26 protein-coding genes and 2 pseudogenes are annotated in these 23,115 nt (G+C 71.9%); 14 read left to right on the plus strand and 14 right to left on the minus strand.

Features of this window, described 5'->3' with window-relative positions:
* Positions 1 to 54 precede the first annotated feature (54 nt).
* The 5 genes from ACQCO7_RS22060 to paaA are packed head-to-tail and all read right to left on the minus strand — an operon-like array spanning position 55 to position 3,845.
* A complete protein-coding gene (locus ACQCO7_RS22060) occupies positions 55 to 1,110 on the minus strand; it encodes a 2Fe-2S iron-sulfur cluster-binding protein (protein WP_464073462.1) in 1,056 nt (351 codons plus the stop codon).
* A complete protein-coding gene (paaD, locus tag ACQCO7_RS22065; protein WP_464073463.1) occupies positions 1,110 to 1,838 on the minus strand; it encodes a 1,2-phenylacetyl-CoA epoxidase subunit PaaD in 729 nt (242 codons plus the stop codon). Before paaD ends, ACQCO7_RS22060 begins: the two co-directional genes overlap by 1 nt.
* Positions 1,832 to 2,548: a 1,2-phenylacetyl-CoA epoxidase subunit PaaC gene (gene paaC, locus ACQCO7_RS22070; RefSeq protein WP_464073464.1), complete on the minus strand. Its 717-nt coding sequence runs from the start codon at positions 2,546 to 2,548 to the stop codon at positions 1,832 to 1,834. Before paaC ends, paaD begins: the two co-directional genes overlap by 7 nt.
* Entirely contained in the window at positions 2,545 to 2,829 is a 285-nt protein-coding gene (gene paaB, locus ACQCO7_RS22075) for a 1,2-phenylacetyl-CoA epoxidase subunit PaaB (protein ID WP_464073465.1), read from the minus strand. The genes paaC and paaB overlap by 4 nt, the downstream gene beginning before the upstream one ends.
* Positions 2,826 to 3,845, minus strand: coding sequence for a 1,2-phenylacetyl-CoA epoxidase subunit PaaA (paaA, locus tag ACQCO7_RS22080; RefSeq protein WP_464073466.1), 1,020 nt, complete (start codon positions 3,843 to 3,845; stop codon positions 2,826 to 2,828). The genes paaB and paaA overlap by 4 nt, the downstream gene beginning before the upstream one ends.
* Positions 3,846 to 4,074: 229 nt before the next feature.
* Between paaA and ACQCO7_RS22085 the strand changes: the two genes are divergently transcribed.
* The 3 genes from ACQCO7_RS22085 to ACQCO7_RS22095 are packed head-to-tail and all read left to right on the plus strand — an operon-like array spanning position 4,075 to position 6,883.
* Positions 4,075 to 4,968, plus strand: a complete 894-nt coding sequence (locus tag ACQCO7_RS22085) for a DUF5819 family protein (protein ID WP_464073467.1) — start codon at positions 4,075 to 4,077, stop codon at positions 4,966 to 4,968.
* Positions 4,965 to 6,155 carry an HTTM domain-containing protein gene (locus ACQCO7_RS22090; RefSeq protein WP_464073468.1) on the plus strand — a complete coding sequence of 397 codons (1,191 nt, stop codon included), beginning with the start codon at positions 4,965 to 4,967 and terminating at the stop codon, positions 6,153 to 6,155. Before ACQCO7_RS22085 ends, ACQCO7_RS22090 begins: the two co-directional genes overlap by 4 nt.
* Positions 6,152 to 6,883, plus strand: coding sequence for a TrmH family RNA methyltransferase (locus tag ACQCO7_RS22095; RefSeq protein ID WP_464073469.1), 732 nt, complete (start codon positions 6,152 to 6,154; stop codon positions 6,881 to 6,883). Before ACQCO7_RS22090 ends, ACQCO7_RS22095 begins: the two co-directional genes overlap by 4 nt.
* Here ACQCO7_RS22095 and paaN read toward each other — a convergent pair.
* Complete coding sequence (gene paaN / locus ACQCO7_RS22100; RefSeq protein WP_464073470.1) at positions 6,880 to 8,571, minus strand: phenylacetic acid degradation protein PaaN; 1,692 nt, start codon at positions 8,569 to 8,571, stop codon at positions 6,880 to 6,882. The two genes, ACQCO7_RS22095 and paaN, sit on opposite strands and share 4 nt — an antisense overlap.
* 138 nt (positions 8,572 to 8,709) lie before the next feature.
* Between paaN and ACQCO7_RS22105 the strand changes: the two genes are divergently transcribed.
* Positions 8,710 to 10,227, plus strand: a complete 1,518-nt coding sequence (locus tag ACQCO7_RS22105) for a 3-hydroxyacyl-CoA dehydrogenase (RefSeq protein ID WP_464073471.1) — start codon at positions 8,710 to 8,712, stop codon at positions 10,225 to 10,227.
* A complete protein-coding gene (locus ACQCO7_RS22110) occupies positions 10,224 to 10,823 on the plus strand; it encodes a TetR/AcrR family transcriptional regulator (RefSeq protein ID WP_464073472.1) in 600 nt (199 codons plus the stop codon). The genes ACQCO7_RS22105 and ACQCO7_RS22110 overlap by 4 nt, the downstream gene beginning before the upstream one ends.
* Before the next feature lie 30 nt (positions 10,824 to 10,853).
* Here the strand turns inward: ACQCO7_RS22110 and ACQCO7_RS22115 are convergent.
* Together ACQCO7_RS22115 and ACQCO7_RS22120 are read right to left on the minus strand one after the other, a co-directional pair.
* Positions 10,854 to 11,102 (minus strand): annotated as a pseudogene (locus tag ACQCO7_RS22115) (PIN domain-containing protein); the annotation flags it as partial.
* Between the two features lie 19 nt (positions 11,103 to 11,121).
* On the minus strand, positions 11,122 to 11,349 hold the full coding sequence (locus tag ACQCO7_RS22120) for a type II toxin-antitoxin system VapB family antitoxin (RefSeq protein ID WP_464073473.1): 228 nt from the start codon (positions 11,347 to 11,349) through the stop codon (positions 11,122 to 11,124).
* Positions 11,350 to 11,780: 431 nt separating this feature from the next.
* On the opposite strand from ACQCO7_RS22120, the gene ACQCO7_RS22125 reads away from it, so the two are divergent.
* Together ACQCO7_RS22125 and ACQCO7_RS22130 are read left to right on the plus strand one after the other, a co-directional pair.
* On the plus strand, positions 11,781 to 12,323 hold the full coding sequence (locus ACQCO7_RS22125) for an NUDIX domain-containing protein (protein ID WP_464073474.1): 543 nt from the start codon (positions 11,781 to 11,783) through the stop codon (positions 12,321 to 12,323).
* Positions 12,324 to 12,363: 40 nt separating this feature from the next.
* On the plus strand, positions 12,364 to 12,651 hold the full coding sequence (locus tag ACQCO7_RS22130) for a PDDEXK family nuclease (protein ID WP_464073475.1): 288 nt from the start codon (positions 12,364 to 12,366) through the stop codon (positions 12,649 to 12,651).
* Positions 12,652 to 12,684: 33 nt separating this feature from the next.
* On the opposite strand, the gene ACQCO7_RS22135 is transcribed toward ACQCO7_RS22130, so the two are convergent.
* The gene (locus ACQCO7_RS22135; RefSeq protein ID WP_464073476.1) at positions 12,685 to 13,071 is read right to left on the minus strand and encodes a hypothetical protein; all 387 of its coding nucleotides are present in this window, start codon (positions 13,069 to 13,071) and stop codon (positions 12,685 to 12,687) included.
* 300 nt (positions 13,072 to 13,371) lie between these two features.
* Between ACQCO7_RS22135 and ACQCO7_RS22140 the strand changes: the two genes are divergently transcribed.
* Together ACQCO7_RS22140 and ACQCO7_RS22145 are read left to right on the plus strand one after the other, a co-directional pair.
* Positions 13,372 to 13,704 carry an SH3 domain-containing protein gene (locus ACQCO7_RS22140; protein WP_464073477.1) on the plus strand — a complete coding sequence of 111 codons (333 nt, stop codon included), beginning with the start codon at positions 13,372 to 13,374 and terminating at the stop codon, positions 13,702 to 13,704.
* Positions 13,705 to 13,862: 158 nt separating this feature from the next.
* Positions 13,863 to 14,171, plus strand: a complete 309-nt coding sequence (locus ACQCO7_RS22145) for a hypothetical protein (RefSeq protein WP_464073478.1) — start codon at positions 13,863 to 13,865, stop codon at positions 14,169 to 14,171.
* On the opposite strand, the pseudogene ACQCO7_RS22150 reads toward ACQCO7_RS22145, so the two are convergent.
* Positions 14,161 to 14,399 (minus strand): annotated as a pseudogene (locus ACQCO7_RS22150) (DUF397 domain-containing protein). The gene ACQCO7_RS22145 and the pseudogene ACQCO7_RS22150 overlap by 11 nt on opposite strands.
* Here ACQCO7_RS22150 and ACQCO7_RS22155 point away from each other — a divergent pair.
* Complete coding sequence (locus ACQCO7_RS22155; protein ID WP_464077447.1) at positions 14,349 to 14,552, plus strand: hypothetical protein; 204 nt, start codon at positions 14,349 to 14,351, stop codon at positions 14,550 to 14,552. The pseudogene ACQCO7_RS22150 and the gene ACQCO7_RS22155 overlap by 51 nt on opposite strands.
* A 41-nt stretch (positions 14,553 to 14,593) precedes the next feature.
* Positions 14,594 to 15,436 (plus strand): methionyl-tRNA formyltransferase, encoded by an 843-nt coding sequence (locus tag ACQCO7_RS22160; RefSeq protein ID WP_464073479.1) that lies wholly within the window; start codon positions 14,594 to 14,596, stop codon positions 15,434 to 15,436.
* A 40-nt stretch (positions 15,437 to 15,476) separates the two neighbouring features.
* On the opposite strand, the gene ACQCO7_RS22165 is transcribed toward ACQCO7_RS22160, so the two are convergent.
* The 4 genes from ACQCO7_RS22165 to ACQCO7_RS22180 form a co-directional block, all read right to left on the minus strand.
* Positions 15,477 to 17,792, minus strand: coding sequence for an ATP-binding protein (locus ACQCO7_RS22165; RefSeq protein WP_464073480.1), 2,316 nt, complete (start codon positions 17,790 to 17,792; stop codon positions 15,477 to 15,479).
* Positions 17,789 to 18,409, minus strand: coding sequence for a DUF6879 family protein (locus ACQCO7_RS22170; protein ID WP_464073481.1), 621 nt, complete (start codon positions 18,407 to 18,409; stop codon positions 17,789 to 17,791). Before ACQCO7_RS22170 ends, ACQCO7_RS22165 begins: the two co-directional genes overlap by 4 nt.
* Complete coding sequence (locus ACQCO7_RS22175) at positions 18,402 to 18,671, minus strand: hypothetical protein (protein WP_464073482.1); 270 nt, start codon at positions 18,669 to 18,671, stop codon at positions 18,402 to 18,404. The genes ACQCO7_RS22170 and ACQCO7_RS22175 overlap by 8 nt, the downstream gene beginning before the upstream one ends.
* Before the next feature lie 139 nt (positions 18,672 to 18,810).
* Positions 18,811 to 19,311, minus strand: coding sequence for an Lrp/AsnC family transcriptional regulator (locus tag ACQCO7_RS22180; RefSeq protein ID WP_464073483.1), 501 nt, complete (start codon positions 19,309 to 19,311; stop codon positions 18,811 to 18,813).
* Positions 19,312 to 19,486: 175 nt separating this feature from the next.
* On the opposite strand from ACQCO7_RS22180, the gene pdhA reads away from it, so the two are divergent.
* The 3 genes from pdhA to ACQCO7_RS22195 are packed head-to-tail and all read left to right on the plus strand — an operon-like array spanning position 19,487 to position 23,114.
* Positions 19,487 to 20,602, plus strand: a complete 1,116-nt coding sequence (pdhA, locus tag ACQCO7_RS22185) for a pyruvate dehydrogenase (acetyl-transferring) E1 component subunit alpha (protein WP_464073484.1) — start codon at positions 19,487 to 19,489, stop codon at positions 20,600 to 20,602.
* Entirely contained in the window at positions 20,599 to 21,603 is a 1,005-nt protein-coding gene (locus tag ACQCO7_RS22190; RefSeq protein ID WP_010350663.1) for an alpha-ketoacid dehydrogenase subunit beta, read from the plus strand. Before pdhA ends, ACQCO7_RS22190 begins: the two co-directional genes overlap by 4 nt.
* On the plus strand, positions 21,603 to 23,114 hold the full coding sequence (locus tag ACQCO7_RS22195; protein WP_464073485.1) for a dihydrolipoamide acetyltransferase family protein: 1,512 nt from the start codon (positions 21,603 to 21,605) through the stop codon (positions 23,112 to 23,114). The genes ACQCO7_RS22190 and ACQCO7_RS22195 overlap by 1 nt, the downstream gene beginning before the upstream one ends.
* Position 23,115 lies beyond the last annotated feature (1 nt).

Consider the following 23,115-nt stretch of genomic DNA (forward strand, 5'->3'; position numbering starts at 1 on the left):
CCCCCTCAACGCGCCCCGCCCCCTCAACGCGCCCCGCCCCCGAGAGACCGGCGCTCACCTGTCGAAGTCCACCTCCACCCCCTCCGTCACCGGATGCGACTGGCACGCCAGCACGTACCCCGCCTCCGTCTCCTCCGGCTCCAGCGCGAAGTTGCGGTCCATCCGCACCTCCCCGGAGACGAGGAACGCCCGGCAGGTCCCGCAGACGCCCCCCTTGCAGGCGTACGGCGCATCGGGCCGTACCCGCAGCACCGTCTCCAGCAGCGACTCCCCGTCCTGGACGGGCCAGGTCCCGGACCGGCCGTCCAACCGGGCCGTGAGCGTGCTGTGCGCGGGCGCGTCCGGCCGTGTCGGTGCGGGCGCGTCGGCCACGTGGAAGATCTCCTGGTGGACCCGCTCGCGAGGGACCCCCAGTCCACGGAGCGCCTCCTCCGCGCCGGTCACCAGCCCGAACGGCCCGCACAGGAACCACCCCGCCACCGCCCCCACCGGCAGCAGCGCCGGAAGCAGCGCGGTCAGCCGCTCCCGGTCCAGCCGCCCGGACGGCAGCCCCGCCTGCTGCTCCTCCCGCGACAGCGCCGTCACCAGCTGGAACCGGTCCGGGTAGCGGTCCTTGAGGTCGGCCACCTCCTCCAGGAACATCGTCGACGCCGCCGTACGGTCGCCGCGCACCAGGCAGAACCGGGCGGTCCGCTCCCGCGCGAGGAGCGTCGAGACGATCGACAGCACGGGCGTGATCCCGCTGCCCCCGACGACCGCCGCGTACAGCCCCGGCGCCGGTTCCAGCGTGAACCGTCCGGCCGGGGTCATCACCTCCACCTCGTCCCCGGCGGCGATCTCCTTGAGCGCGTACGTCGAGAACGCGCCCCCCTCCACCAGCCGCACCCCCACCCGCAACGTCCGCGGCCCCTCCGCACCCGGCGCCGGTGAACAGATCGAGTACGTACGCCGGATCTCCTCGCCGTCCACCCGCCGCCGCAGCGCCAGATGCTGGCCCGCCGCGTGCCGGTACGCCTCCCGCAGCCGAGGCGGCACCGCGAACGTCAGCGCCACGGAGTCGTCCGTCAGCGGCTCCACCTCGGTCACCCGGAGCGCGTGGAAGCGGGCCATCACAACTCCTTGAAGTGGTCGAAGGGTTCGAGGCAGGACCGGCACCGCCGCAGCGCCTTGCAGGCGGTGGACGAGAACCGGCTGAGCAACTCGGTGTCGGGGGAGCCGCAGTGGGGACAGGGGATGGGGGTGTCGCCCGCGCGCAGGGCTCCCGGCCCGGTGAATCCGGCCTCCGGCGAGTCGGCTGCGGGCGCCTGCGGCAGGCGCTCTTCCGAGGCCGCGCCAGCTGTCCCCGCCGCCGCTTCCCCGCGCGGCCTCTGGGCCGACGCTTTTGTGTGCCCGCCCGCGCCCGCTCCGCGCTCGATGAGGGTGGCGTGACCGGCCGGGTCCGCCGCCTGCCCGCCCGCACCCGCCCCGCGCGTCACCCCCAGACTCACCGGCACCGGCCCCGCACCGCCCCTCACCCGAGGCGGCGCGATCCCGAACTCCCTGAGTTTCCGGCGGCCTTCCTCCGTGATGTCGTCCGTCGACCACGCCGGAGCGAGGACCCGGCGGACGGTCACCTCGCGCATGCCCTCCGCCCGCAGGGCCCGTTCGATGTCGGCGGACATCGCCTCCACCGCCGGGCAGCCCGTGTACGTCGGCGTGAGGTCCACCTCGACCGCGCCCGGCCCCTGGACGTGCACCGCGCGGACCACGCCGAGTTCGCTCAGGGTCAGGACCGGCAGCTCGGGATCGAGCACAGAGCCGGCGACCGCGAGGAGCCTCTCCTCCAGGGCCGTCACCATGACGCCCCCGGGTGACTGCGGTGCAGGTGCTGCATCTCCGCGAGCATCCGGCCGAACGACTCCGTGTGCAGCCCCTGCCGACCGGCGCCCGCCCGCCACGCTCCGGTGCGCGGACCCTCCGGGACGGGGAGCCCGGCGCGGCCGAGGACCTCCTCGACCGAGGTCCGCCACGCCGACTCCAGCGGCCCCGGGTCGACGCCGAGGCCCTCCACCGGCTCGAACAGCTCGCCGGTGAACCGCCACAGCGCCTCGCACGCCGTGCGCATCCGCGCGTGGCTCTCCGCCGTGCCGTCGCCCAGGCGCAGCGTCCACTGCTCGGCGTGGTCGCGGTGGTACGCGGTCTCCTTGACGGCCTTCGCCGCGAGGCCGGTGAACTCGCCCTCCCCGCGCGCGAGTTCCTCGTACAGCAGGTGCTGGTACGTCGAGAAGTAGAGCTGGCGGGCGATGGTGTGCGCGAAGTCGCCGTTCGGCTGCTCCACGAGCTGGACGTTGCGGAAGGCGCGCTCCTCGCGCAGGTAGGCCAGCTCGTCCTCGTCGCCGACCAGCGAGAGGAGGACGCGGGCCTGGCCGAGGAGGTCCAGGGCGATGTTCGCCAGGGCGAGTTCCTCCTCCAGGACCGGGGCGTGGCCCATCCACTCGCCGAGGCGGTGGGAGAGGATCAGCGCGTCGTCGCCGAGGGCGAGCGCCGGTGCCGTACGCGTCGGCGTCACAGGTGCTTCACCCCCTCCGGGATCTCGTAGAACGTCGGGTGGCGGTACGGCTTGTCGGCGGACGGGTCGAAGAACGAGTCCTTCTCGTCGGGGGAGGAGGCGGTGATCTCGGTGGAGGGGACGACCCAGATGGAGACGCCCTCGCCCCGGCGGGTGTACAGGTCGCGGGCGTTGCGCAGGGCCAGTTCCGCGTCCGGGGCGTGGAGGCTGCCCGCGTGCGTGTGCGCGAGGCCGCGGCGGGAGCGGACGAAGACCTCCCAGAGGGGCCAGTCGGTGGTCATGCGCGGGCTCCTGTCTCACCGGTGTGCTTCGCGGCGTGGGCCGCCGCCGCTTCCCTCACCCAGGCGCCGTCCTCGTGGGCCTGCCTGCGCTTGGTGATGCGCTGCTCGTTGCACGGGCCGTTGCCCTTCAGGACCTCCTTGAACTCCGTCCAGTCGATCGGGCCGAAGTCGTGGTGGCCCCGCTCCTCGTTCCACCTCAGGTCCGGGTCCGGGAGGGTGAGGCCCAGGGACTCGGCCTGGGGGACGCAGATGTCCACGAAGCGCTGGCGCAGGTCGTCGTTCGAGTGGCGCTTGATCTTCCACGCCATCGACTGCGCGGAGTGCGCCGACTCGTCGTCCGGGGGGCCGAACATCATCAGGGACGGCCACCACCAGCGGTCCACCGCGTCCTGCGCCATCGCGTGTTGTTCGCTCGTGCCGTTGCTCAGCGCCAGCAGCAGTTCGTATCCCTGGCGCTGGTGGAACGACTCCTCCTTGCAGACGCGGACCATCGCGCGGGCGTACGGGCCGTACGAGCAGCGGCACAGGGGGACCTGGTTCGTGATCGCCGCGCCGTCCACCAGCCAGCCGATCGCCCCTACGTCCGCCCAGGTCAGGGTGGGGTAGTTGAAGATCGACGAGTATTTCTGGCGGCCCGTGTGGAGCTTGTCGAGCAGTTCGTCGCGGCTCGCGCCCAGCGTCTCCGCCGCGCTGTACAGGTACAGGCCGTGACCCGCCTCGTCCTGCACCTTCGCCATCAGGATCGCCTTGCGGCGCAGGGAGGGCGCCCGGGTGATCCAGTTCGCCTCCGGCTGCATGCCGATGATCTCCGAGTGCGCGTGCTGGGCGATCTGCCGCACGAGCGTCGCCCGGTACGCGTCCGGCATCCAGTCGCGCGGCTCGATACGGTCGTCCGCCGCCACGGCCGCGTCGAAGAGGCCCTGTCGGTCGCCGTCGTCCCCGGACCGCTCGTCCGGCGTTCGCCGATCCGCTGCTGCCGCTGTTGATGCCGCTGCTGTTGACGCCGCTGTCGCCATCCGATCCCCCTCACCCTCTCCCGACCGATCGTTCGGTCCGCCGATTTCCAGGATGAAACCCCCGCCAAGCCATGTCAACCGCTGTGGATAACCCCTGTGGACAACTCCCGGACCAGCCTCACCCGGCCCCGAAGGCTGCGCTCACCCCACCGTCTGAGTACCGTGCCGTGGAGCCGTCCCCCCGACGGCCACCCGACACCCAGACCTGAACCACCGGAAACGGGGCGCAATGAACACGCGTGACGACGCTTCGCGCGGGCCGCAGGAGGACCCGAAGCCGCACGCGCCCCGCGAGGGGGCGGACGGCACCGAGAGCGTCGGCTCGGCAGAGCGGCGCCACGAGGCACCGGGCGAACCCGCCCCGGACGCACCGGTTCACGAAGAGACGGACGACGCCGCACCGGACCCCGACGCGCGCGACCTGACATCGCCGGGCGCCGACACCTCGACCCCCGACACCGCAGCCGCCGTACCCCCCACCCGCCTGACCGCCCTCTCCCTCCGCGCCCAGATAGCCGTCGCCGGAGTCGTGGCCCTCGTCGCCGCCGTGGCCCTCGTGCACATCGGCATGGTCTTCCTGCACATCGCGCCCTCGAACACCGTCAGCAAGCAGCACGCGCGGGCGGTCGACGACTGGGTGTACCCGGAGTTCGAGCAGAACTGGAAGCTGTTCGCGCCGAACCCGTTGCAGCAGGACATCGCGGTGCAGGTGAGGGCGGAGGTGAGGTCGGGGGACGGGGGTTACCGGACGACGGGGTGGTTCGACCTGTCGGCGGCGGACGGCAGGGCGATCGACGGGAATCTGCTGCCCAGCCATACGCAGCAGAACGAACTGCGGCGGGCCTGGGACTTCTTCACCGGGACGCACGACAACGACAACCGTGCCGTCGGGATGCGGGGCGCGCTGTCGGAGGAGTATCTGCGGCGGATCGTCGTGATGAGGCTGGAGCGGGGAGGGACGGTCGCGGAAGGCGGCACCCTCGCGCGCGTACAGGTGAGGTCGCGTACGTCGAACGTCGCGCCCCCGAAGTGGAGTGACGAGAAAGTGTCGACGCAGCCGACGTTCAGGGTGCTGCCCTGGTGGCGGGTGCCCGCCGCAGAGGCGAACGGGGGAGTCAAGTGAACACGGTCGTCGCGAAGGGCCTCGCCCGGGTGACGGAGTCCGCGCTGGGCCCGTACCAGAGCGCGGTGATACGCATCGGCTTCAGCGCCACCTGGCTGCTGTTCCTGCTGCGCGAGATCCCCAACCGTACGGAGCTGTACGGCCCGGACGGCCCGTGGAGCTGGCAGCTGGGCCGCCGTCTGATCGACGTCAACGGCGCGTTCACGGTGCTGATGTGGTCGGACGCGCGCGCGTGGTTCGAGGTCGTGTACTTCCTGGCCCTCCTCTCGGCGGCGCTGCTCCTCGTCGGCTGGCACACGCGCGCGATGTCGGTCGTCTTCATGGTCGGCGTCCTGTCGCTCCAGAACCGCAGCGTCTTCATGGGCGACGGCGGCGACAACGTCCTGCACCTGATGTCGATCTACCTGGTGTTCACCCGGTGCGCGCGCGTGTGGTCGCTGGACGCGCGCAGGCAGAGCCGTACGGCGTCGGCGCACGCGCGCGGGGAGCACGTGCCCCGCGACCGGGTGGGCCCGGCCCTGTGGGTCGTCCTGGGCGGCACGCTGGCCGTCGCGACGGGCGCGGGATGGCTGACGGACGGCGAGTGGTTCGTCCCGGCGCTCCTGTGGGCCGCGTGGGCCGCGCAGGGCGTGTGGTGGTTCGCGGCGCGCCGTACGGGCGAGCTGCGGGCCCTGTGCGACATCACGGCGAACGTGCTGCACAACGGCGCGCTGATGGTCGTCATGGCGGAGGCGTGCCTGATCTACGCGACGGCGGGCTGGTACAAGATCCAGGGCTCGCGCTGGCAGGACGGTACGGCGGTGTACTACCCGCTCCAGCTCGACTCGTTCTCGCCGTGGCCGGCGCTCGCGGACGTCCTCGCGGCGAGCGGCACGCTGGTGATGATCGCGACGTACGGGACGGTCATCGCGCAGGTCGCGTTCCCGTTCACCCTGTTCAACCGGCGCGTCAAGAACGTCCTGCTGGCGATGATGATGATGGAGCACGCGGCGATCGCGGTCGTCCTGGGCCTGCCGTTCTTCTCGCTGGCGATGATCGCGACGGACGCGGTGTTCCTGCCGACGGCGTTCCTGCTGTGGGTCGGGGCGAAGGCGGCACGCGTGCGTGGAGGCACGGTCGTGTCGGGAACGGACGCCGAAAGGGACGTCGATGCGGACAGAAAAGTGCACGTAGGCTCGACCGCATGACCGACCTGGCCGCCTGGCACCGCCTCGCCGGTACCGCCGTACTCCTCGACGGCTTCCACGCCCTCAAGCACGCCCTGCGCTTCTCCGCGCAGGTCCCCCTCGCGGTGGCCACCGACCGGGCCGCGGCACTGGCCCTCGCGGACGACCTCGCGCCGGACGTCCGCGAGCCGCTCGCGGAGCTGCTGACGGAGGTCACCCCGGAGGAGTACCGCGCGCTGGTCCCCCGCCCCCACCCGACGGGCGTGGCGGCCCTGGCCGTACGGCGGCCTCGCGCGGCCAACCTGGCGGCGCTGGCGGCCCTCCCCCGCACGGCCCCCGTCGTGGTCCTCGACAACCCGCGCAACCTCGGCAACGCGGGCGCGGTGATCCGCCTGGCCGCCGGTTTCGGCGCGACCGGCGTGGTCACGACGGGCACGCTGGACCCCTGGCACCCCACGGTCGTCCGCGGCGGCGCCGGACTGCACTTCGCGACGGCGGTCGAGCACCTGGAGGCCGCCGACCTGCCCCCGGGCCCGGTGTTCGCGTTCGACGCGGAGGGCGACGACCTCCGGGGCGTGAAGCTCCCGGACGACGCCGTCCTCGCGTTCGGCTCGGAGCGCAGCGGCCTGTCCGCCGAACTGCGCGCCCGCACGGACCACTTGCTGTCCCTCCCGATGCGCCCCCAGGTGTCCAGCTACAACCTCGCCACGAGCGTGGCGATGACGCTGTACCACTGGAGCGCCGGTTAACCCTCCCTGCGGACCTCCACAACCCTGAACCGGTTCGCCACGAAGGCTCCGTCCGTGAGCGCCGCGTTGGCCGCCGGGTTGCCCCCCGAGCCGTGGAAGTCCGAGAACGCGGCCGTCTGGTTGACGTACACGCCCCCCGTGAGGTTCAGCGACAGCTGTGCGGCCTCCTCCAGGCACGTCTCCTCGACGGCCGTCTCCACGCCCGCGTCGGTCGTGTACGCGCCGACCGTCATCGCACCCTTCTCGCGGATCGTGCGCTTCAGGAGCGCGACCGCGTCGAGGGAGGAGTCGACGGCGACGGCGAAGGAGACGGGGCCGAAGCACTCACTGAGGTAGGCGGCCTCGGCGTCCGGCTTGGTGCCGTCGAGCTTGACGATCAGGGGCGTGCGGACGACCGCGTCGGGGAACTCGGGGTTGGCGACCGCGCGGGAGGCGAGCGCGACCTCGCCGAGGGCGGAGGCGGCCTCCAGACGGGCCTTCACGTCCGGGTTGACCAGCGCGCCCAGGAGGCCGTTCGCGCGGGCGTCGTCGCCCAGCAGGCCGTCCACCGCGCGCGCGAGGTCGGCCACGACGTCGTCGTACGACTTGAGGCCCTCGTCCGTGCCGATGCCGTCGCGGGGGATCAGCAGGTTCTGCGGGGTGGTGCACATCTGGCCGCTGTAGAGCGACAGGGAGAACGCCAGGTTGGCGAGCATCCCCTTGTAGTTCGCCGTGGAGTCGACGATCACCGTGTTGACGCCGGCCTTCTCGGTGTAGACCTGCGCCTGGCGGGCGTTGGCCTCCAGCCAGTCGCCGAACGCCGTCGAGCCCGTGTAGTCGATGATCCGGATCTCGGGGCGCGTCGCGAGGGTCTTCGCGATGCCCTCGCCGGGGCGCTCGGCGGCCAGTGCGACGAGGTTCGGGTCGAAGCCCGCCTCCGCGAGGACCTCGCGCGCGATGCGCACGGTCAGCGCGAGCGGGAGGACCGCGCGCGGGTGCGGCTTCACCAGGACCGCGTTGCCGGTCGCCAGGGACGCGAACAGGCCCGGGAAGCCGTTCCACGTCGGGAACGTGTTGCAGCCGATGACCAGGCCGATCCCGCGCGGGACGGGCGTGAACGCCTTGTGCAGCTCCAGCGGGTCGCGCTTGCCCTGCGGCTTGGACCACTCGGCCGTGCCGGGCGTGCGGACCTGCTCCGCGTACGCGTACGCCACCGCCTCCAGGCCCCGGTCCTGCGCGTGCGGGCCGCCCGCCTGGAACGCCATCATGAACGCCTGGCCGGAGGTGTGCATCACCGCGTGCGCGAACTCGTGCGACCGGTCCGAGATGCGCTTGAGGATCTCCAGCGAGACCACCGCGCGCACCTCCGCGCCCGCGTCCCGCCACGCCTTCTGGCCCGCCCGCATCGCGGGCAGCAGCACGTCCGCGTCCGCGTGCGGGTACGTGATGCCCAACTCCGGGCCGTACGGGGAGACCTCGGCGCCGACCCAGTCGTCCGTACCGGGCTGGTCCAGGTCGAAGCGGGTGTTCAGCAGGGCGTCGTACGCCGCCTTGCCCGCCGCGAGGTCCAGGCTGCCGTTCTCGCCGTACGCCTTGGGGTGCTCGGGGTGGGGGGACCAGTACGCGCGCGTGCGGATCGCTTCCAGCGCCTGGTCGAGGGTGGGACGGTGCCGGGCCAAGAGGTCGGCGGCGGTGAGTTCGGCGGCCATGCGGGACCAACTCCTGGGGTGGATGCGTCTGTGTGTCTGGGCAGGAACAGCCGGTCACCGCTAGAGTAACCGAACGATCGGTCGGGACAAGGGGTCCTGCTGCATCTGTGGAAAACCCCGTGCGGGAGGATCGCGCACATGACAGCTATCGACCTCAGCAGCCCCGTGGCCGTCGTCGGCGCCGGAACCATGGGCCAGGGCATCGCACAGGTCGCTCTGGTGGCCGGGCACCCCGTCAGGCTGCACGACACGGTGCCGGGCCGCGCGCGGGAGGCCGTCGACGCGATCGGCGTCCGCCTGGACCGGCTCGTCGAGAAGGACCGCCTCACCGCCGCCGACCGGGACGCCGCACGCGCGCGCCTCACGGCCGTGGAGAGCCTCGCCGGACTCGCGGACTGCGCGCTCGTCGTCGAAGCCGTCCTGGAGCGGCTCGACGTCAAGCAGGAGCTGCTGCGCGCGCTGGAGGACGTCGTCGCGGACGACTGTCTGCTCGCCACCAACACCTCGTCCCTGTCGGTCACCGCGATCGGCGGCGCGCTGCGCAACCCCGGCCGTTTCGTCGGCCTGCACTTCTTCAACCCCGCGCCGCTGCTGCCGCTCGTCGAGGTCGTCTCCGGGTTCGCCACCGACGTGTCGTCGGCCACGCGCGCGTACGAAACGGCCCGCGCGTGGGGGAAGAACCCGGTCGCCTGCGCGGACACGCCCGGGTTCATCGTCAACCGGATCGCGCGGCCCTTCTACGGCGAGGCGTTCGCCGTGTACGAGGCGCAGGGCGCCGATCCGGCGACCATCGACGCCGTCCTGCGCGAGTGCGGGGGTTTCCGGATGGGCGCCTTCGAACTCACCGACCTGATCGGGCAGGACGTCAACGAGTCGGTGACGCACTCCGTGTGGAAGGCGTTCTTCCAGGACGTCCGGTTCGCGCCGTCCCTCGCGCAGCGCCGTCTCGTCGAGGCGGGCCGTCTCGGCCGCAAGGCCGGTCACGGCTGGTACGACTACGGTGACGACGCCGAGCGTTCCGAGCCGCACACCGCCGAACCGGCCCAGGCGCCCGCCTACGTCGTCGCGGAGGGCGACCTGGGCCCCGCCGCCGACCTCCTCCCGCTGATCCGCGAGGCGGGCATCCAGGTCCGTGAGGACGAGGAGGACCACGGCACCCGGCTCGTCCTGCCCGGCGGCGGTCAGCTCGCGCTCGCCGACGGGCAGACCTCCGTCGAGTTCCGGGACGTCGTCTACTTCGACCTCGCGCTCGACTACCGCAAGGCCACCCGCATCGCCCTCTCCGCGTCCCAGGACACCTCCCCGCAGACCCTCTCCGAGGCGATCGGCCTCTTCCAGGCGCTCGGCAAGGACGTCAGCGTCCTCGGTGACGTCCCCGGGATGATCGTCGCCCGTACGGTCGCGCGGATCGTCGACCTCGCGCACGACGCGGTCGCCAAGGGCGTCGCGACCGAGGAGGACGTCGACACGGCGATGCGGCTCGGCGTCAACTACCCGCTGGGGCCCTTCGAATGGAGCCGCCGCCTCGGCCGCAACTGGGCGTACGCGCTCCTCGACGACCTCCACCTGCGCGATCCCTCCGGGCGGTACGCGCCCTCCCTCGCGCTCTACCGGCACGCGTACGCCTCCGACAAGCGGGAGGGGAGCACGTCATGACCACCGCCAAGCGGGACACGTACACGCCGGAGACGCTGCTGTCCGTCGCCGTCCGGGTCTTCAACGAGCGCGGGTACGACGGGACGTCCATGGAGCACCTCTCCAAGGCCGCCGGGATCTCCAAGTCGTCGATCTACCACCACGTCGCCGGGAAGGAGGAGCTGCTCCAGCGGGCCGTCAGCCGCGCGCTGGACGGCCTCTTCGCGATCCTCGACGAGGAGCCCGCGCGCGCGGGACGTGCGATCGACCGGCTTGAGCATGTCGTCCGCCGTATGGTCGTCGTTCTGATCACCGAGCTTCCGTATGTGACGCTTCTTCTCCGTGTTCGCGGTAACACGGACACCGAGCGCTGGGCCCTGGAACGCCGCCGCGAGTTCGACCACAGGGTCGCCGAGCTGCTCAGATCGGCATCCCTTGAGGGCGACGTCCGCGCCGACATCGACGTCCGCCTCGCCACCCGCCTCGTCTTCGGAATGATCAACTCCATCGTGGAGTGGTACCGGCCCGACAGCAGGGGGGCGGGGGAGCGGGAAGTGGTGGACGCGGTGACGCGGTTGGTGTTCGAGGGGTTGCGCGGGGGCGGGGCTACCGTTTGAGGTCGATCATGCGCACCGGCTGCCCCGTCGTAGGTCGACGGGGCCCGCGCTGCGATGCTCACCTTTGGCCGTGAGCTGTTCCTGGACCACCCGGGCCCGTCGAAAGACGCTGTCCGGCACCGGGGACCAGGTGAACTGGTTCAGCCGTTCCCCGATGATCTCGCGATCGGCCGAGGAGCGGGCCGAGTACTGGACCTCCAGCTCGGTGATGTCGCACAGGGCCACCAGCCCGGCACCGATGCGACGCTCCCACTCCTCGGTCGTCCGGCGAAGCAGCACCCCCGGTAGTCAGCGACGCTCAACGAGCGGCCCCGCCACGGTAGTTGCGCTTGCCGAGGAGGAACTCCGCATCGAGTGCGCCTTCCTCCGCCAGGTCCTGGAGCTCGTGCAGGGCGCGCAGGCGGCGGTTGCGCGCCACGATCTCGCGCAACGCGGTGTTGACCGTGTCGCGCTTGGTCGTGGTCCCCAGCTCCTTGGCGGCTGCTTCCAGTGCTTCGTCGTCGAGGTCGATGACAGTGCGGCTCACGAGGGCCCCTCCATGTACACGGCGTCGTATATCAATATGCACGCCTCGATGTATGTATCCGAGGGCTGATCGGTACTCGGCGGCCCGCCCGCGCGGGCGGAGGCGGACTGCTGCCACTGCGGGCGCCGGACCCTCGTACGGATCCCGTGCGCCCTGTGCCTGGCGGCGGGAGGTGTGCTCGACGCCGACTTCCTTCGGCCGCGGTCCCGAGCCTGCTCGTCGAGGAACTCGACCCCTGCCACCTCTCCCCGGTCATGCGTGCCACCGGCTGCCGCCTGCGCCACCACACCGACGAGGCCGAGGGCCGCACACTCCACGCTCTGCCCTGCCCGGCCCGTCCGCCGCCTGAGCAGCCCGCCGGAACCCCCGGGGCGGGTGAACCTGGACAAAGCCCGCCCCGGGCACCAGAACCCGCCGTGATACTGGCCGCCATGACACCCCCGCCCAGCCGGCCTCCGGCCCCGTTCTCCCGGATCAAGGTCCGCACCGGCGCTCTCGTCTTCTGCGGCGCCGACGTCGCCCTCATCCGCCGCGACCGCCCCGGCTCCGTCCGCTACACCCCGCCCGGCGGGAACGTCGAGGACGGCGAGGACTTCCGCGCAGCCCTCGCCCGCGAACTCGACGAGGAACTCGCCCTGGACATCGGCCAGGCCGAAGGCGGCGACCTCCTGTGGGTCGTCGACCAGCGCGTCACCCGCCCCGGACCGACCCCGCCGCCCCGCAAACTCCACCTGATCTACCGGCTCCACATCACCCCCGAGACCCGCGCCGGTCTCGCCGAGGAGGAACTCGACGAACAGCCCGACGGCACCCACGAGGTCGGCGTCATCGAATGGGTCGACTACCGAAAGACCGCCGACCTCCCGATCTTCCCGCCCATCGGCCCCGCCCTCGCAGCCCTCCCCGACCCCCGCGCCTCCGTCGGCGACGCCGCGCTCGACGCCGTCACCGACGACAACCACACCTGGCTGTAATGCGGAAGGGCCGGGGGCCGGGAACTGGTGCAAAGGTGCCTTGCCGCAGTTCGCGCAGTCGGCGCCGAGCAGAGAACTCGACGTCGAGCGCACCTCCCGCCGCCAGGTCTTCGAGGACGTCCTCCTGATCGCCGAGGTCGTCTCCGTCTCCGACCGTCACGGCATCCCGGTCTACCTGGTCGTGGACCCGTACGCCGGTGAGGTGGTCGTCCGCGCCCGTCCCACCGGCGACGGCTGCATCGCGGCGTACACGCACAAGTACGGCACCGGCAAGCTGCCGATCGAGCTGGCCGACGGGCGGACCTTCACTCTCGACCTGGACGAGTAACCCCGCCCCGACGCGGACTGACCGCTTCCCGGTTCACGCGCTCGTCCTGAACGAGGCGGCGTCGAAAGGTGCGTCGGGGTACGTGTACGGGTGGTCGACGCCCATCGTCGCGAGGGCTGCGGCTCGCCTGCGTTCCCATTGGAGCCGCAACTCCCAGGCGCTCAGCGCCAGTTGGTCGTTCTCGATCTGGAGGCGGAAGATCTCGGCGGCTTCTTCTTTGCTGATGCTGGTCCAGGGGCGGGACCAGGGGCTCGCGGGGATGACGGGCTCGGGGGCGGGAGCCTGTACTGCGAGGCACGGCTTGCGGCGGTGGCCTCGGGCCGGGAGGAGAAGGGAGAGCAGGGTACACAGGGACGCCGAAATGGCGCGCGCGATACAGTGGCGCACGGCGGCAGGGCCTTTCGCGAGAGCTGTCGTCACGGCCTCACCAGCGGAGTGTTGGTAGCACTCCGGGCCCTGGTGGGGCCTTTTTCATGTTGTTGCGTATTACGCTAGCACCAAGATTCGCTTTGCGATGCGAAAACCTCGGAATCTGCTGTGAGTTGAGGATCAAGCCAAGTCAAGGGGCTTCGCCCGCAACGAAGTTGGCTGAAAGATCGCTCGTGTGGTTGGCTAGGACATGCTTTCGCGCGTGCGAAGAAGTGTTCGCGCGCCACGCGCTGTGCGTCCCCCGAGCCGGCGCAACTTCAGCCCTCGGTCGAAGACCCAAGGAGACGAAAAGTGCGTATCGTTCGGCAAATCGCGGCAACGGCCGCTGCTTCCGCCGTGATCCTCGGCGGTGCCTTCCTCGCGGCCCCCGCCGCCTCGGCGGCCTCCCTCCCCTCCGCGTGCAACCTGATCGTCACGCAGACGAAGGAAGCCTCCACGTCCGTCAACCTCCGCAGCGGCCCGGGCACCAGCTACACGTCCCTCGGCATCCTCGCGACGGGGGTCGACTTCACCGAGTACTGCACGAAGGACTACGCCTGGAGCTACGGCAAGGTCACGAGCGGGGCGAACAAGGGGAAGCTGGGGTGGGTGAAGTACTCCCTCCTGAACCCTGTCGAGAGCTGATCGGCTCGCTGGACCGCGTACGAACTCCGGTGTGCCGAGGGTGACTTCGGCTGAGTCCGGCACGTTCATGTCGGCCGGGCTTCTCTCGCCCCGAGGCGAGAGAAGCCCGGCCGTTCGGCTGTGTGAGCGGTCTGCGTGGCGCGGAATACGCTGCGCGAATGACCGGGCTCTCCCTCATGGACGACGACCGAGGCTGCCTCCGGCTCGTCCTCGCCGTTCCCCTCGCCGCGCTCACCCTCGTCGCCGCGTACTTCTGCTGGACGGCCCTGACCATCAGCCCGTCCGGCACCTGGGACGACGACGCGTACGCCGGGATCGTCCTGTCGTGCGTCGTCGCCGTCGGGACTGCCGGAGCCGCCGGGGCGCTGTGGCTGGTGCCTTGGGTGCGGAGGGCCGTGCCGTGGTGGTGGCTCCTGCCGGTACTGCTGTCGGGCGTGGTCGCGGGCGTGCGCCGGCTCAGTGCTTGAGGTGGTTCACGAAGGCGGACCAGGTGGGGTTTGCGAAGAGGAGTGCGGGAGTGGTGGGGGCCTTGCTGTCGCGGACCGGGACAACGGCGGGGTAACCGTCGGCGACCTCAAGGCAGTTGTTGTCTCCCCGTCGCTGTAGCTCGACTCGCGCCAGGTGGCGGTGCTGAGGCCGGGGGTGTGGTTCGGAGCCGCCTCTCCCTCCTCGCCGACGACATCGAGGACACGCACCTCACGAACGGCAAGGAGGTGCTCGCGGACGACGACGCCGGGGAGGGCGCCGTACGGTTCGCGCTGGGCCGGGCCACGGAGTGCCTCGCGGACGTGCTGCTCGTCGCCGTGAGCAGGGGCGCGCGGATTTCGCCGGAGGTGCGAGTGCGGTAGGTCATTCTGCGCTCACGCAGCGTGTCGGTAGGGTGGGGCATATGCGTATCGGCCTCATCTCCTTCGGCCCCGCCGAGTTCACCGCGCTGCACGAGACGTGCGTGGAGGCGGGGCACGAACCCCTCGTGTACGCCTACTCCCGCTCGATGCGCCCGAGTTCGCCGACGGACGAGGGCGCGGTGGACGCGGTGGGACGGATCACCGCCGCGCTGCCCGCCGGGGTGGACCTGGTGTTGCCGGGGACCCCGGAGGGGTTGGGTGCGGCGCTGGCGGGGTACGCGCTCGATCTCGTCGTCTGTTACGGCTTCTCGTGGCGCCTGCCGAGGCCGGTGCTGGACATCCCCGCGTACGGCGTACTGAACATCCACTGCTCGCTGCTCCCCAAGTACCGTGGCCCGGCACCGGTGTTGTGGGCGATCCGCAACGGTGACCCGCACCTCGGCGTGACCGTCCATCGCATGGACGAGGACTTCGACACGGGCCCGGTGCTGGCCCAGCGGGACGGCATCCCGCTCGCGGACGACGTGACCCCACAGACCCTGTGGCCCGAACTGGCCCCGGTGATCCGCGAGTTGCTGGGAACGGCTCTGGAACGGGTACGGGAACCGGGCGCCCCGCAGCCCACGGACGGCGCCGGCTACGCGGGCCTGATGGAGCCGGAGTTCTCGGTCGTCGACGTGACGAAGACCGCGCGTGAAGTGCACGACCAGGTACGGACGTTCCACTTCATGGGCCCCCACCTCGGCCCCGTCGCCACGCTCGACGGCCACCCTGTGAAGATCCTCCGCACCAGCCTCACCCCGGCGGACGGCCCCCGCCTGGACTGCGCCGACGGACCCGTATGGATCACCGCATCGGAACCGGTGACGCCGGGGGACGACTGACCGGCGCCCCTTCAGCGTCGCGGCACCTTCCCCGGTGCACTCAGTCATCGTCGCCAAGGCACTCACCCCCGCGCAGAACCCTCGCCTCCTCCCTCGCCGCCCCCGCCGGTTCCTCCTCGCCGAGTGCCGCCAGCGCGTCCGCCAGGTGATCCAGCGCCCCCGCGAGCTGCCACCCCGCGTCCAGCCCCCGGAACGCCCCCACAGCCCGCCGATGCAGCCGCACCGCCTCCTCGTACCGCCCCAGTTCCCCGCACGCCTCCCCCGCCCCGTCCAACGCGGCGGCTTCCCGCCCGATGTCCCCCACCTTCCGCTGGACGCCCGCCGACTCGCGGAACAGCCGCAACGCCTCCGCCGGATTCCCCCGCGCCCGCTCGACCCGCGCCGCCTCCGCCAGCCAGTGCCCGCGCCACACCTGGTTGTCCTCGTCCCCGGCGATGACGAGGGCTTTCCGGATCGCGCGGCCGGCGGTCTCGGGGCCGCCGGACACGCGCCGGGCCCAGCTCAGCAGGAACAGGGCGTTGCCCTCGCCGAACCGGTCCTCCAGCTCGCGGAAGTCGGCCAGCGCCCGCTCGATGATCGCGGCGGCCTCCGCGCCCCGGCCCAGTTCGCACAGCGTCTCCGCGAGGTTGCTCCGCAACAGCGCGCTCCAGCGGCGGTCGCCGAGTTCGCCGAAGATCGCGGCACTGCGGGCGAAGTACGACCGGGCCGCGTCGAGCCGGCGGCGACGCAGCTCGATCAGCCCGAGCGCGTTGACGGAGACGGCCGTCCCCCGGAGGTCCCCGGCGCGCTCACGGACGGCGAGCGCCGCGCGGTGGCGCTCCTCGGCCTCGTCGAGCCGCAGCGCCTGGAAGGCGACCCGGCCGAGGTTCTCCAGCGACTCCGCCTCCCCGGCGGGTTCCCGCGCGCGTACGGCGCTGTCGAGGCCGATCCGGGCGGTCGTCTCCCAGTCGTCGAACGCGTTGTGGTGCATGTACACCGCGCGCAGGACCACCGCGAGCCGCCAGGCGACCTCCGGGAACCCGGCCTCGGCGGCGACCCGGACGGCGGCGACGAGGTTGGCGCTCTCCGCGCGGTACCAGTCGTACGCGGACCGGTGGCCGTCGAAGCGCGGGGCCGTCGCGGGCGCGGGCACGCGGTCGTCCAGGTCGTACCGGTCGTACGGTGCCATCGCGCACTGCGCGGCGTACGCGGTGTGCAGGTACCAGGCGAGGCAGCGACCGAGGATCTCGTCCGGCGCGGTCTCCTCCTGCCGGACCCGCTCGGCCGCGTACGCGCGCAGCAGGTCGTGGAAGCCGTAGCGGCCCGCCGGGCACCGTTCCAGCAGGTGCGCGCGGACGAGGGTGTCCAACTGCTCCTGTACGCGCGCGGGTTCGTCGTCAGCGAGGGCCGCCACCGCCGGGACGCCGAACTCGCTGCCCGGATGCAGGCCGAGCAGTCGGAACAGCCGGGCCGCCGGTGCGGGCAACGCCTGGTAGGACCACTCGAACACGCTGTGCATCGCGTCGGACCCCTCTCCCGCCTCCGTCGTCAGCAGGTTCCTGTCCCGCAGGTCGGCGATCAGTTCACGCAGCGGCATCGACGGACGGCCCGCCGCGCGCTCGGCCGCGATCCGCAGGGCCAGCGGCAGTCCCGCGCACAGGCGCGCCAGCGTCGCGAGGTCGCCGCGCCGGTCGCGGGTGCGGTAACCGGCCGTGGCCGCGCGCAGGAGTTCCACCGAGTCCGTCGCCGGGAACGCCGTGACCTCCAGGCGCAGGGCGCCCTCCCGGGCGACCAGGCCGGACAGGTCGTCCCGGCTCGTCACCACCGTGAGGCAGTCGGCGGTGGCCGGGAGCAGCGGGCGTACCTGCGCGCTGTCCGCCGCGTTGTCGAGGAGCATCAGCATGCGGCGGTTCGCCAGCAGGGAGCGGAACATCGTCTCCCTGCGCTCCTGTCCGGTCGACACCTGCGCGGCGGGAACGCCGAGGTCTTCGAGGAAACGGCCGAGGATCTCACCCGGCGACGCCGGGCACCCGGCCGTGTACCCGCGCAGGTCCGCGTACAACTCGCCGTCCGGGAAGTGCGCGCGGACGCTGTGCGACCAGTACAGGGCCAGCGACGTCTTGCCGACCCCGGCGGTGCCGGTGATCGCCGCTACGCGTACGGCGTGCGGTTCGCCGTCCGCCATCAGGACGTCCAGGCGGGACTGTTCCTCCGTCCGGTTCACGAAGTGGCGGACGACACCCCGGAGTTGGTGGGGCACCAGGGTGGGGGTGGGCAGGGGCTGATGCACGTGCACCCCGCCGTGGACGTCTCCCGCCTGGACGACGGTGTGCGCCGACGCCGAGCCCCCGAAGCGGTTGTCCGTGGTGTCGTTCACCGCCGAACCTCGTGGTGCGGGGGCGGGAGGGGGGCGACATGGCTGTCGAACCAGGGGGTGAGGGGGTCCCCGGTGTCGTACAGGGACTTGATGAACTGCCGGCAGTGGTCGACGAGGTGCGGGTCGGTGAACTTCCGCGCGGACTCCAGGACGCCCCGGTCGTCGTACACCGCCTCGTACATCACCTGCGCGCCGAGTGTGTAGATCTCCGGGAGCGGGCCCGTGTCCTCGAAAAGGGTCACCCGGTCCGCCGGGACGATTCGGGTCGGGCCGCCGCACTCCTCCCGGATGCGCAGGGCGTGCAGCTCCCACTGCATGTACGCGCTGAGGGGTTCTTCCACGATCCGGACGCGGCGGGCCGTGAAGCCGTGGTGGGCGATCCTGCGGTGGTACTCCGCCATGTCCGCGCGGCCCGCCTCCAGCAGCCGCAGCGCCTGCGCCCAGTCGCCCCGCTCGAACGCCTCCCAGCTGTCGTAGCCGGGCTCCCTGAACGTCTGCTGCCGCTCCAGCTTCCAGAAACCGGTGCCCGCGCTGTGCCAGAAGTTCTCCTCGAAGTCGGCGTAGTAGGCGCCCAGTTCCATGCGCTCGCCCTCAACGCCTTCGAGCGGGCTAGGCATCCGGGATGTCCTCCTTCGCCGCGAGGATCGTCGCCCTCGGGATCACGACCAGCCGCTCCCCGGGGTCGACACTGACGCCGTCCGGCAGCCTTCCCTCGTACGCCACCGTCAGGTCCGTCCCGATCACCGCCACGTCCCCGTTCTCCAGCTCCCACATGTCCGGGCAGCTCGCGTTCCCCGACGTCTGCCCCAACTCGTGCGAAGACTTGCCCAGCCGCCGGACGAACCCCGCCCCCGGATCGGCTTCCCACCTCTGGCCCATGTCCCCTCCCCAACTCCGAACGCAACGGGAATGTCACTCAGAGTAGTCGCCTGAGCGGAGATTGTCACCAGATTTATTTCGGCCGAGGAACGGGGGCGGGGTTCGGCCGAGGACGGGGACGAGGGTGAGTACGTGACCCTTACGCCTGCGGTTCGAGGTCCTCTTCCTCGAAGACCAGCAACGTGCGGCTGCTGAGCACCTCGGGGATGCCCTGGAGGCGGGTCAGGACCAGTTCCCGTAGGGCCCTGTTGTCCGGGGTGTGGACCAGCAGGAGGACGTCGAAGTCGCCGCCCACCAGGGCGATGTGGGAGGCGCCCGGGAGTTGGCGGAGTTGTTCTCGGACCGTGCGCCAGGAGTTCTGGACGATCTTCAGGGTGATGTACGCGCTGGTGCCCTGGCCGGCGCGTTCGTGGTCCACGCGCGCGCCGAAGCCTCGGATCACGCCGTCCTCGACGAGGCGGTTGATCCGCGCGTACGCGTTCGCGCGCGAGACGTGGACCCGTTCCGCCACCGAGCGGATCGAGGCGCGGCCGTCGGACTGGAGCATCCGCAGGATGTCGTGGTCGATCGCGTCCAGCGGACGCGCGGGCGGAACGGGGATTCCGGTTTCCGGGTTTTCGGCCATTTGTTCAGATGCCATGTCCCCCCGCCTCCCTACCATGGACGTACTGCGTCCATCACAGGCTGTGGAGAACCGTTTGTCCACAGCCTGAGGGCACCCGTAGCCAAACTGTGCCGACGACCGAACAATCGGTAGGTGAGGCGCCTCACACTCGACGCGCCTCCCGTAGCCGCTCCCACGAGGAGGTGCCGTCATGACGGTCATGGAGCAGCGAGGCGCGTACCGGCCCACACCGCCGCCCGCCTGGCAGCCCCGGATGGACCCCGCGCCCCTGCTGCCGGACGCGGAGCCGTACCGCGTCCTCGGCACGGACAAGCCGGTGGACCCGGAGCTGCTGCTGAGGCTGCACGCGCAGCTGGTGCGGGGACGGCGCTACAACGCGCAGGCGACCGCCCTGACGAAACAGGGACGGCTCGCCGTATACCCGTCCAGCACCGGGCAGGAGGCATGCGAGATCGCCGCCGCGCTCGCCATCGAGGACCGCGACTGGCTGTTCCCGAGCTACCGCGACACCCTCGCCGTCGTCGCACGCGGCGTGGACCCCGTCGAGGCGCTGACCCTCCTGCGCGGCGACTGGCACACCGGCTACGACCCGTACGCACACCGCGTGGCGCCGCTCTGCACGCCGCTCGCCACCCAGCTCCCGCACGCGGTCGGCCTCGCGCACGCGGCCCGGCTCAAGGGCGACGACGTCGTCGCGCTCGCGCTGGTCGGCGACGGCGGCACCAGCGAGGGCGACTTCCACGAGGCGCTGAACTTCGCCGCCGTCTGGCAGGCGCCGGTCGTCTTCCTCGTCCAGAACAACGGCTTCGCGATCTCCGTGCCGCTCGCCAAGCAGACCGCCGCGCCCTCGCTGGCCCACAAGGCCGTCGGGTACGGCATGCCGGGCCGCCTGGTCGACGGGAACGACGTCCTGGCCGTGCACGAGGTGCTGACCGACGCCGTACGGCACGCGCGCGAGGGCGGCGGGCCGACGCTGATCGAGGCCGTGACGTACCGCGTCGAGGCGCACACGAACGCGGACGACGCGACGCGCTACCGGGGCGACGCCGAGGTCCAGGCGTGGCGCGAGCACGACCCGATCGCGCTGGTGGAACGCGAACTCACCGCGCGCGGGCTGCTCGACGACGCGCACTCGCGGAAGGTCCACGACGACGCCGAGGAGATGGCCGCCGACCTGCGCGCACGCATGAACCAGGACGCCGCGCTCGACCCCGACGACCTGTTCGCGCACGTGTACGCCGCTCCCACGCCCCAACTGCGCGAACAGCAGGCCCTGTTGCACGCGGAGATGGAGGCCGGGGCATGACCACCGTCGCCGCCAAGCCCGCCACCTTCGCGCAGGCCCTCACCCGCGCCCTGCGCGACGCGATGGCCGCCGACCCCACCGTCCACGTCATGGGCGAGGACGTCGGCACCCTCGGCGGCGTCTTCCGCGTCACCGACGGCCTCGCGAAGGAGTTCGGCGAGGACCGCTGCACCGACACGCCCCTCGCGGAGGCCGGCATCCTCGGGACGGCCGTCGGGATGGCCATGTACGGGCTGCGGCCGGTCGTCGAGATGCAGTTCGACGCGTTCGCGTACCCGTCCTTCGAGCAGCTCGCCAGCCACGTCGCGAAGATGCGCAACCGCACGCGCGGGCGGATGCCCCTGCCGATCACCATCCGCGTCCCCTACGGCGGCGGCATCGGCGGCGTCGAGCACCACAGCGACTCCTCCGAGGCGTACTACGCGGCCACCCCCGGCCTGCACGTCGTCACCCCCGCGACCGTCGCCGACGCGTACGGCCTGCTGCGCGCCGCCATCGCCTCCGACGACCCCGTGGTCTTCCTGGAGCCGAAAAGGCTGTACTGGTCCAAGGACACCTGGAACCCTGAGGAGCCGTCGCACGTTGAACCGATCGGACGCGCGACGGTGCGGCGCTCGGGCGGGAGCGCCACGCTGATCACGTACGGGCCCTCGCTCCCCGTCTGCCTCGAAGCGGCGGAGGCGGCGAAGGCGGAGGGCTGGGACCTGGAGGTGGTCGATCTGCGCTCGCTGGTGCCGTTCGACGACGACACGGTCTGCGCGTCCGTACGGCGCACCGGGCGGGCGGTCGTCGTCCACGAGTCCGGCTCCTTCGGGGGGCCGGGGGGCGAGATCGCCGCGCGCGTGACGGAACGCTGCTTCCATCATCTGGAGGCGCCCGTCCTGCGCGTGGGCGGCTTCGACATCCCCTACCCGCCGCCGATGCTGGAACGGCACCACCTGCCCGGTGTCGACCGGATCCTCGACGCGGTCGCGCGTCTCCAGTGGGAGGCCGAGAGCTGATGGCACAGGTGTTGGAGTTCAAACTCCCCGACCTCGGCGAGGGCCTGACCGAGGCCCTCATCGTCACCTGGATGGTCCAGGTCGGCGACGTCGTCACCGTCGACCAGCCCGTCGTCGAGGTCGAGACGGCCAAGGCGATGGTGGAGGTGCCCTGCCCGTACGCGGGCGTCGTCACGGCCCGCTACGGCGAGGAGGGCACGGAACTCCCCGTCGGGGCGCCCCTGTTGACGGTCGCGGTGGGTCCGGCGGACGCGGTGGGTCCGGCGAGCGGAGTGGGCCGGGACGGGATGGGTGCGGCCGGCGCGGTGAGTGCCCCCGCCGCCGAGGGCTCCGGCAACGTCCTGGTGGGCTACGGCACGGCGGAGCCACCGGCGCGCAGGCGCAGGGTCCGGCCGCCGACCGGTGGTGTCGCGGGGCGGCAGGTTCCCGGCGGGCGCGGAGGGGCGGGCGGACGGGACACGGGCGGCGGGACCGAGGCGGGGCCCTCGGGGGCCACGCGGGCCGGTGACGGGCGCGGTGTCGCCGCGATCCGGGCCTCCGCCGAGGTCGGGGCGGCGGCCGTGGGTGCGGGGTCGTGGCACGGGCTGAACGGGGACGCGGGCGACGGGCCCGTACCCGTCATCTCGCCCCTCGTACGGCGGCTCGCGCGCCAAGGCGGCCTGGATCTGCGGGAGTTGACGGGCTCCGGGCCCGAGGGGCTGATCCTGCGGGCCGATGTGGAGGACGCGCTTCGGGTCGCGGCCGTGCAGGGGCGTACGGCGGCTGGTTCGCACGCCGATGCGTACGCCGGTGAGGGCCCCGTTCCCGTTTCCGGCGGGACCCGGATTCCCCTCAAGGGGCTTCGCGGGACTGTCGCCGACAAACTCACCCGGAGTCGGCGGGAGATTCCGGACGCGACCTGTTGGGTGGACGCGGACGCGACGGAGCTGATGCGGGCGCGGGCCGCGATGAACGGCGTGAGCGGGCCGGGCGTGCCGAAGATTTCGCTGCTCGCGCTGCTCGCGCGGATCTGTACGGCCGCGCTGGCCAAGTTCCCGGAGCTGAACTCGCGCGTGGACGCGGAGGCGAGGGAAGTCGTCCTGCTGGACGCCGTGCACCTCGGGTTCGCCGCGCAGACGCCCCGGGGGCTCGTCGTACCCGTCGTCCGGGACGCGCACGCGCGTAACGCCGAGGGGCTGTCGGCGGAATTCTCCCGGCTCACCGAGGCGGCTCGTACCGGTGGGCTGAAACCGGCCGAACTCAGCGGTGGGACCTTCACGTTGAACAACTACGGCGTGTTCGGGGTCGACGGTTCCACGCCGATCATCAACCATCCCGAGGCGGCGATGCTCGGTGTCGGGCGCATCGTCCCCAAGCCGTGGGTCCACGAGGGTGAACTCGCCGCGCGGCAGGTCGTCCAGCTGTCCCTCACCTTCGACCACCGCGTGTGTGACGGTGGCACGGCGGGCGGGTTCCTCCGGTACGTGGCGGACTGCGTCGAACAACCGGCGGTGCTGCTGCGCACGCTGTGAC

The sequence above is a fragment of the Streptomyces saintjeani genome (assembly GCF_055409605.1).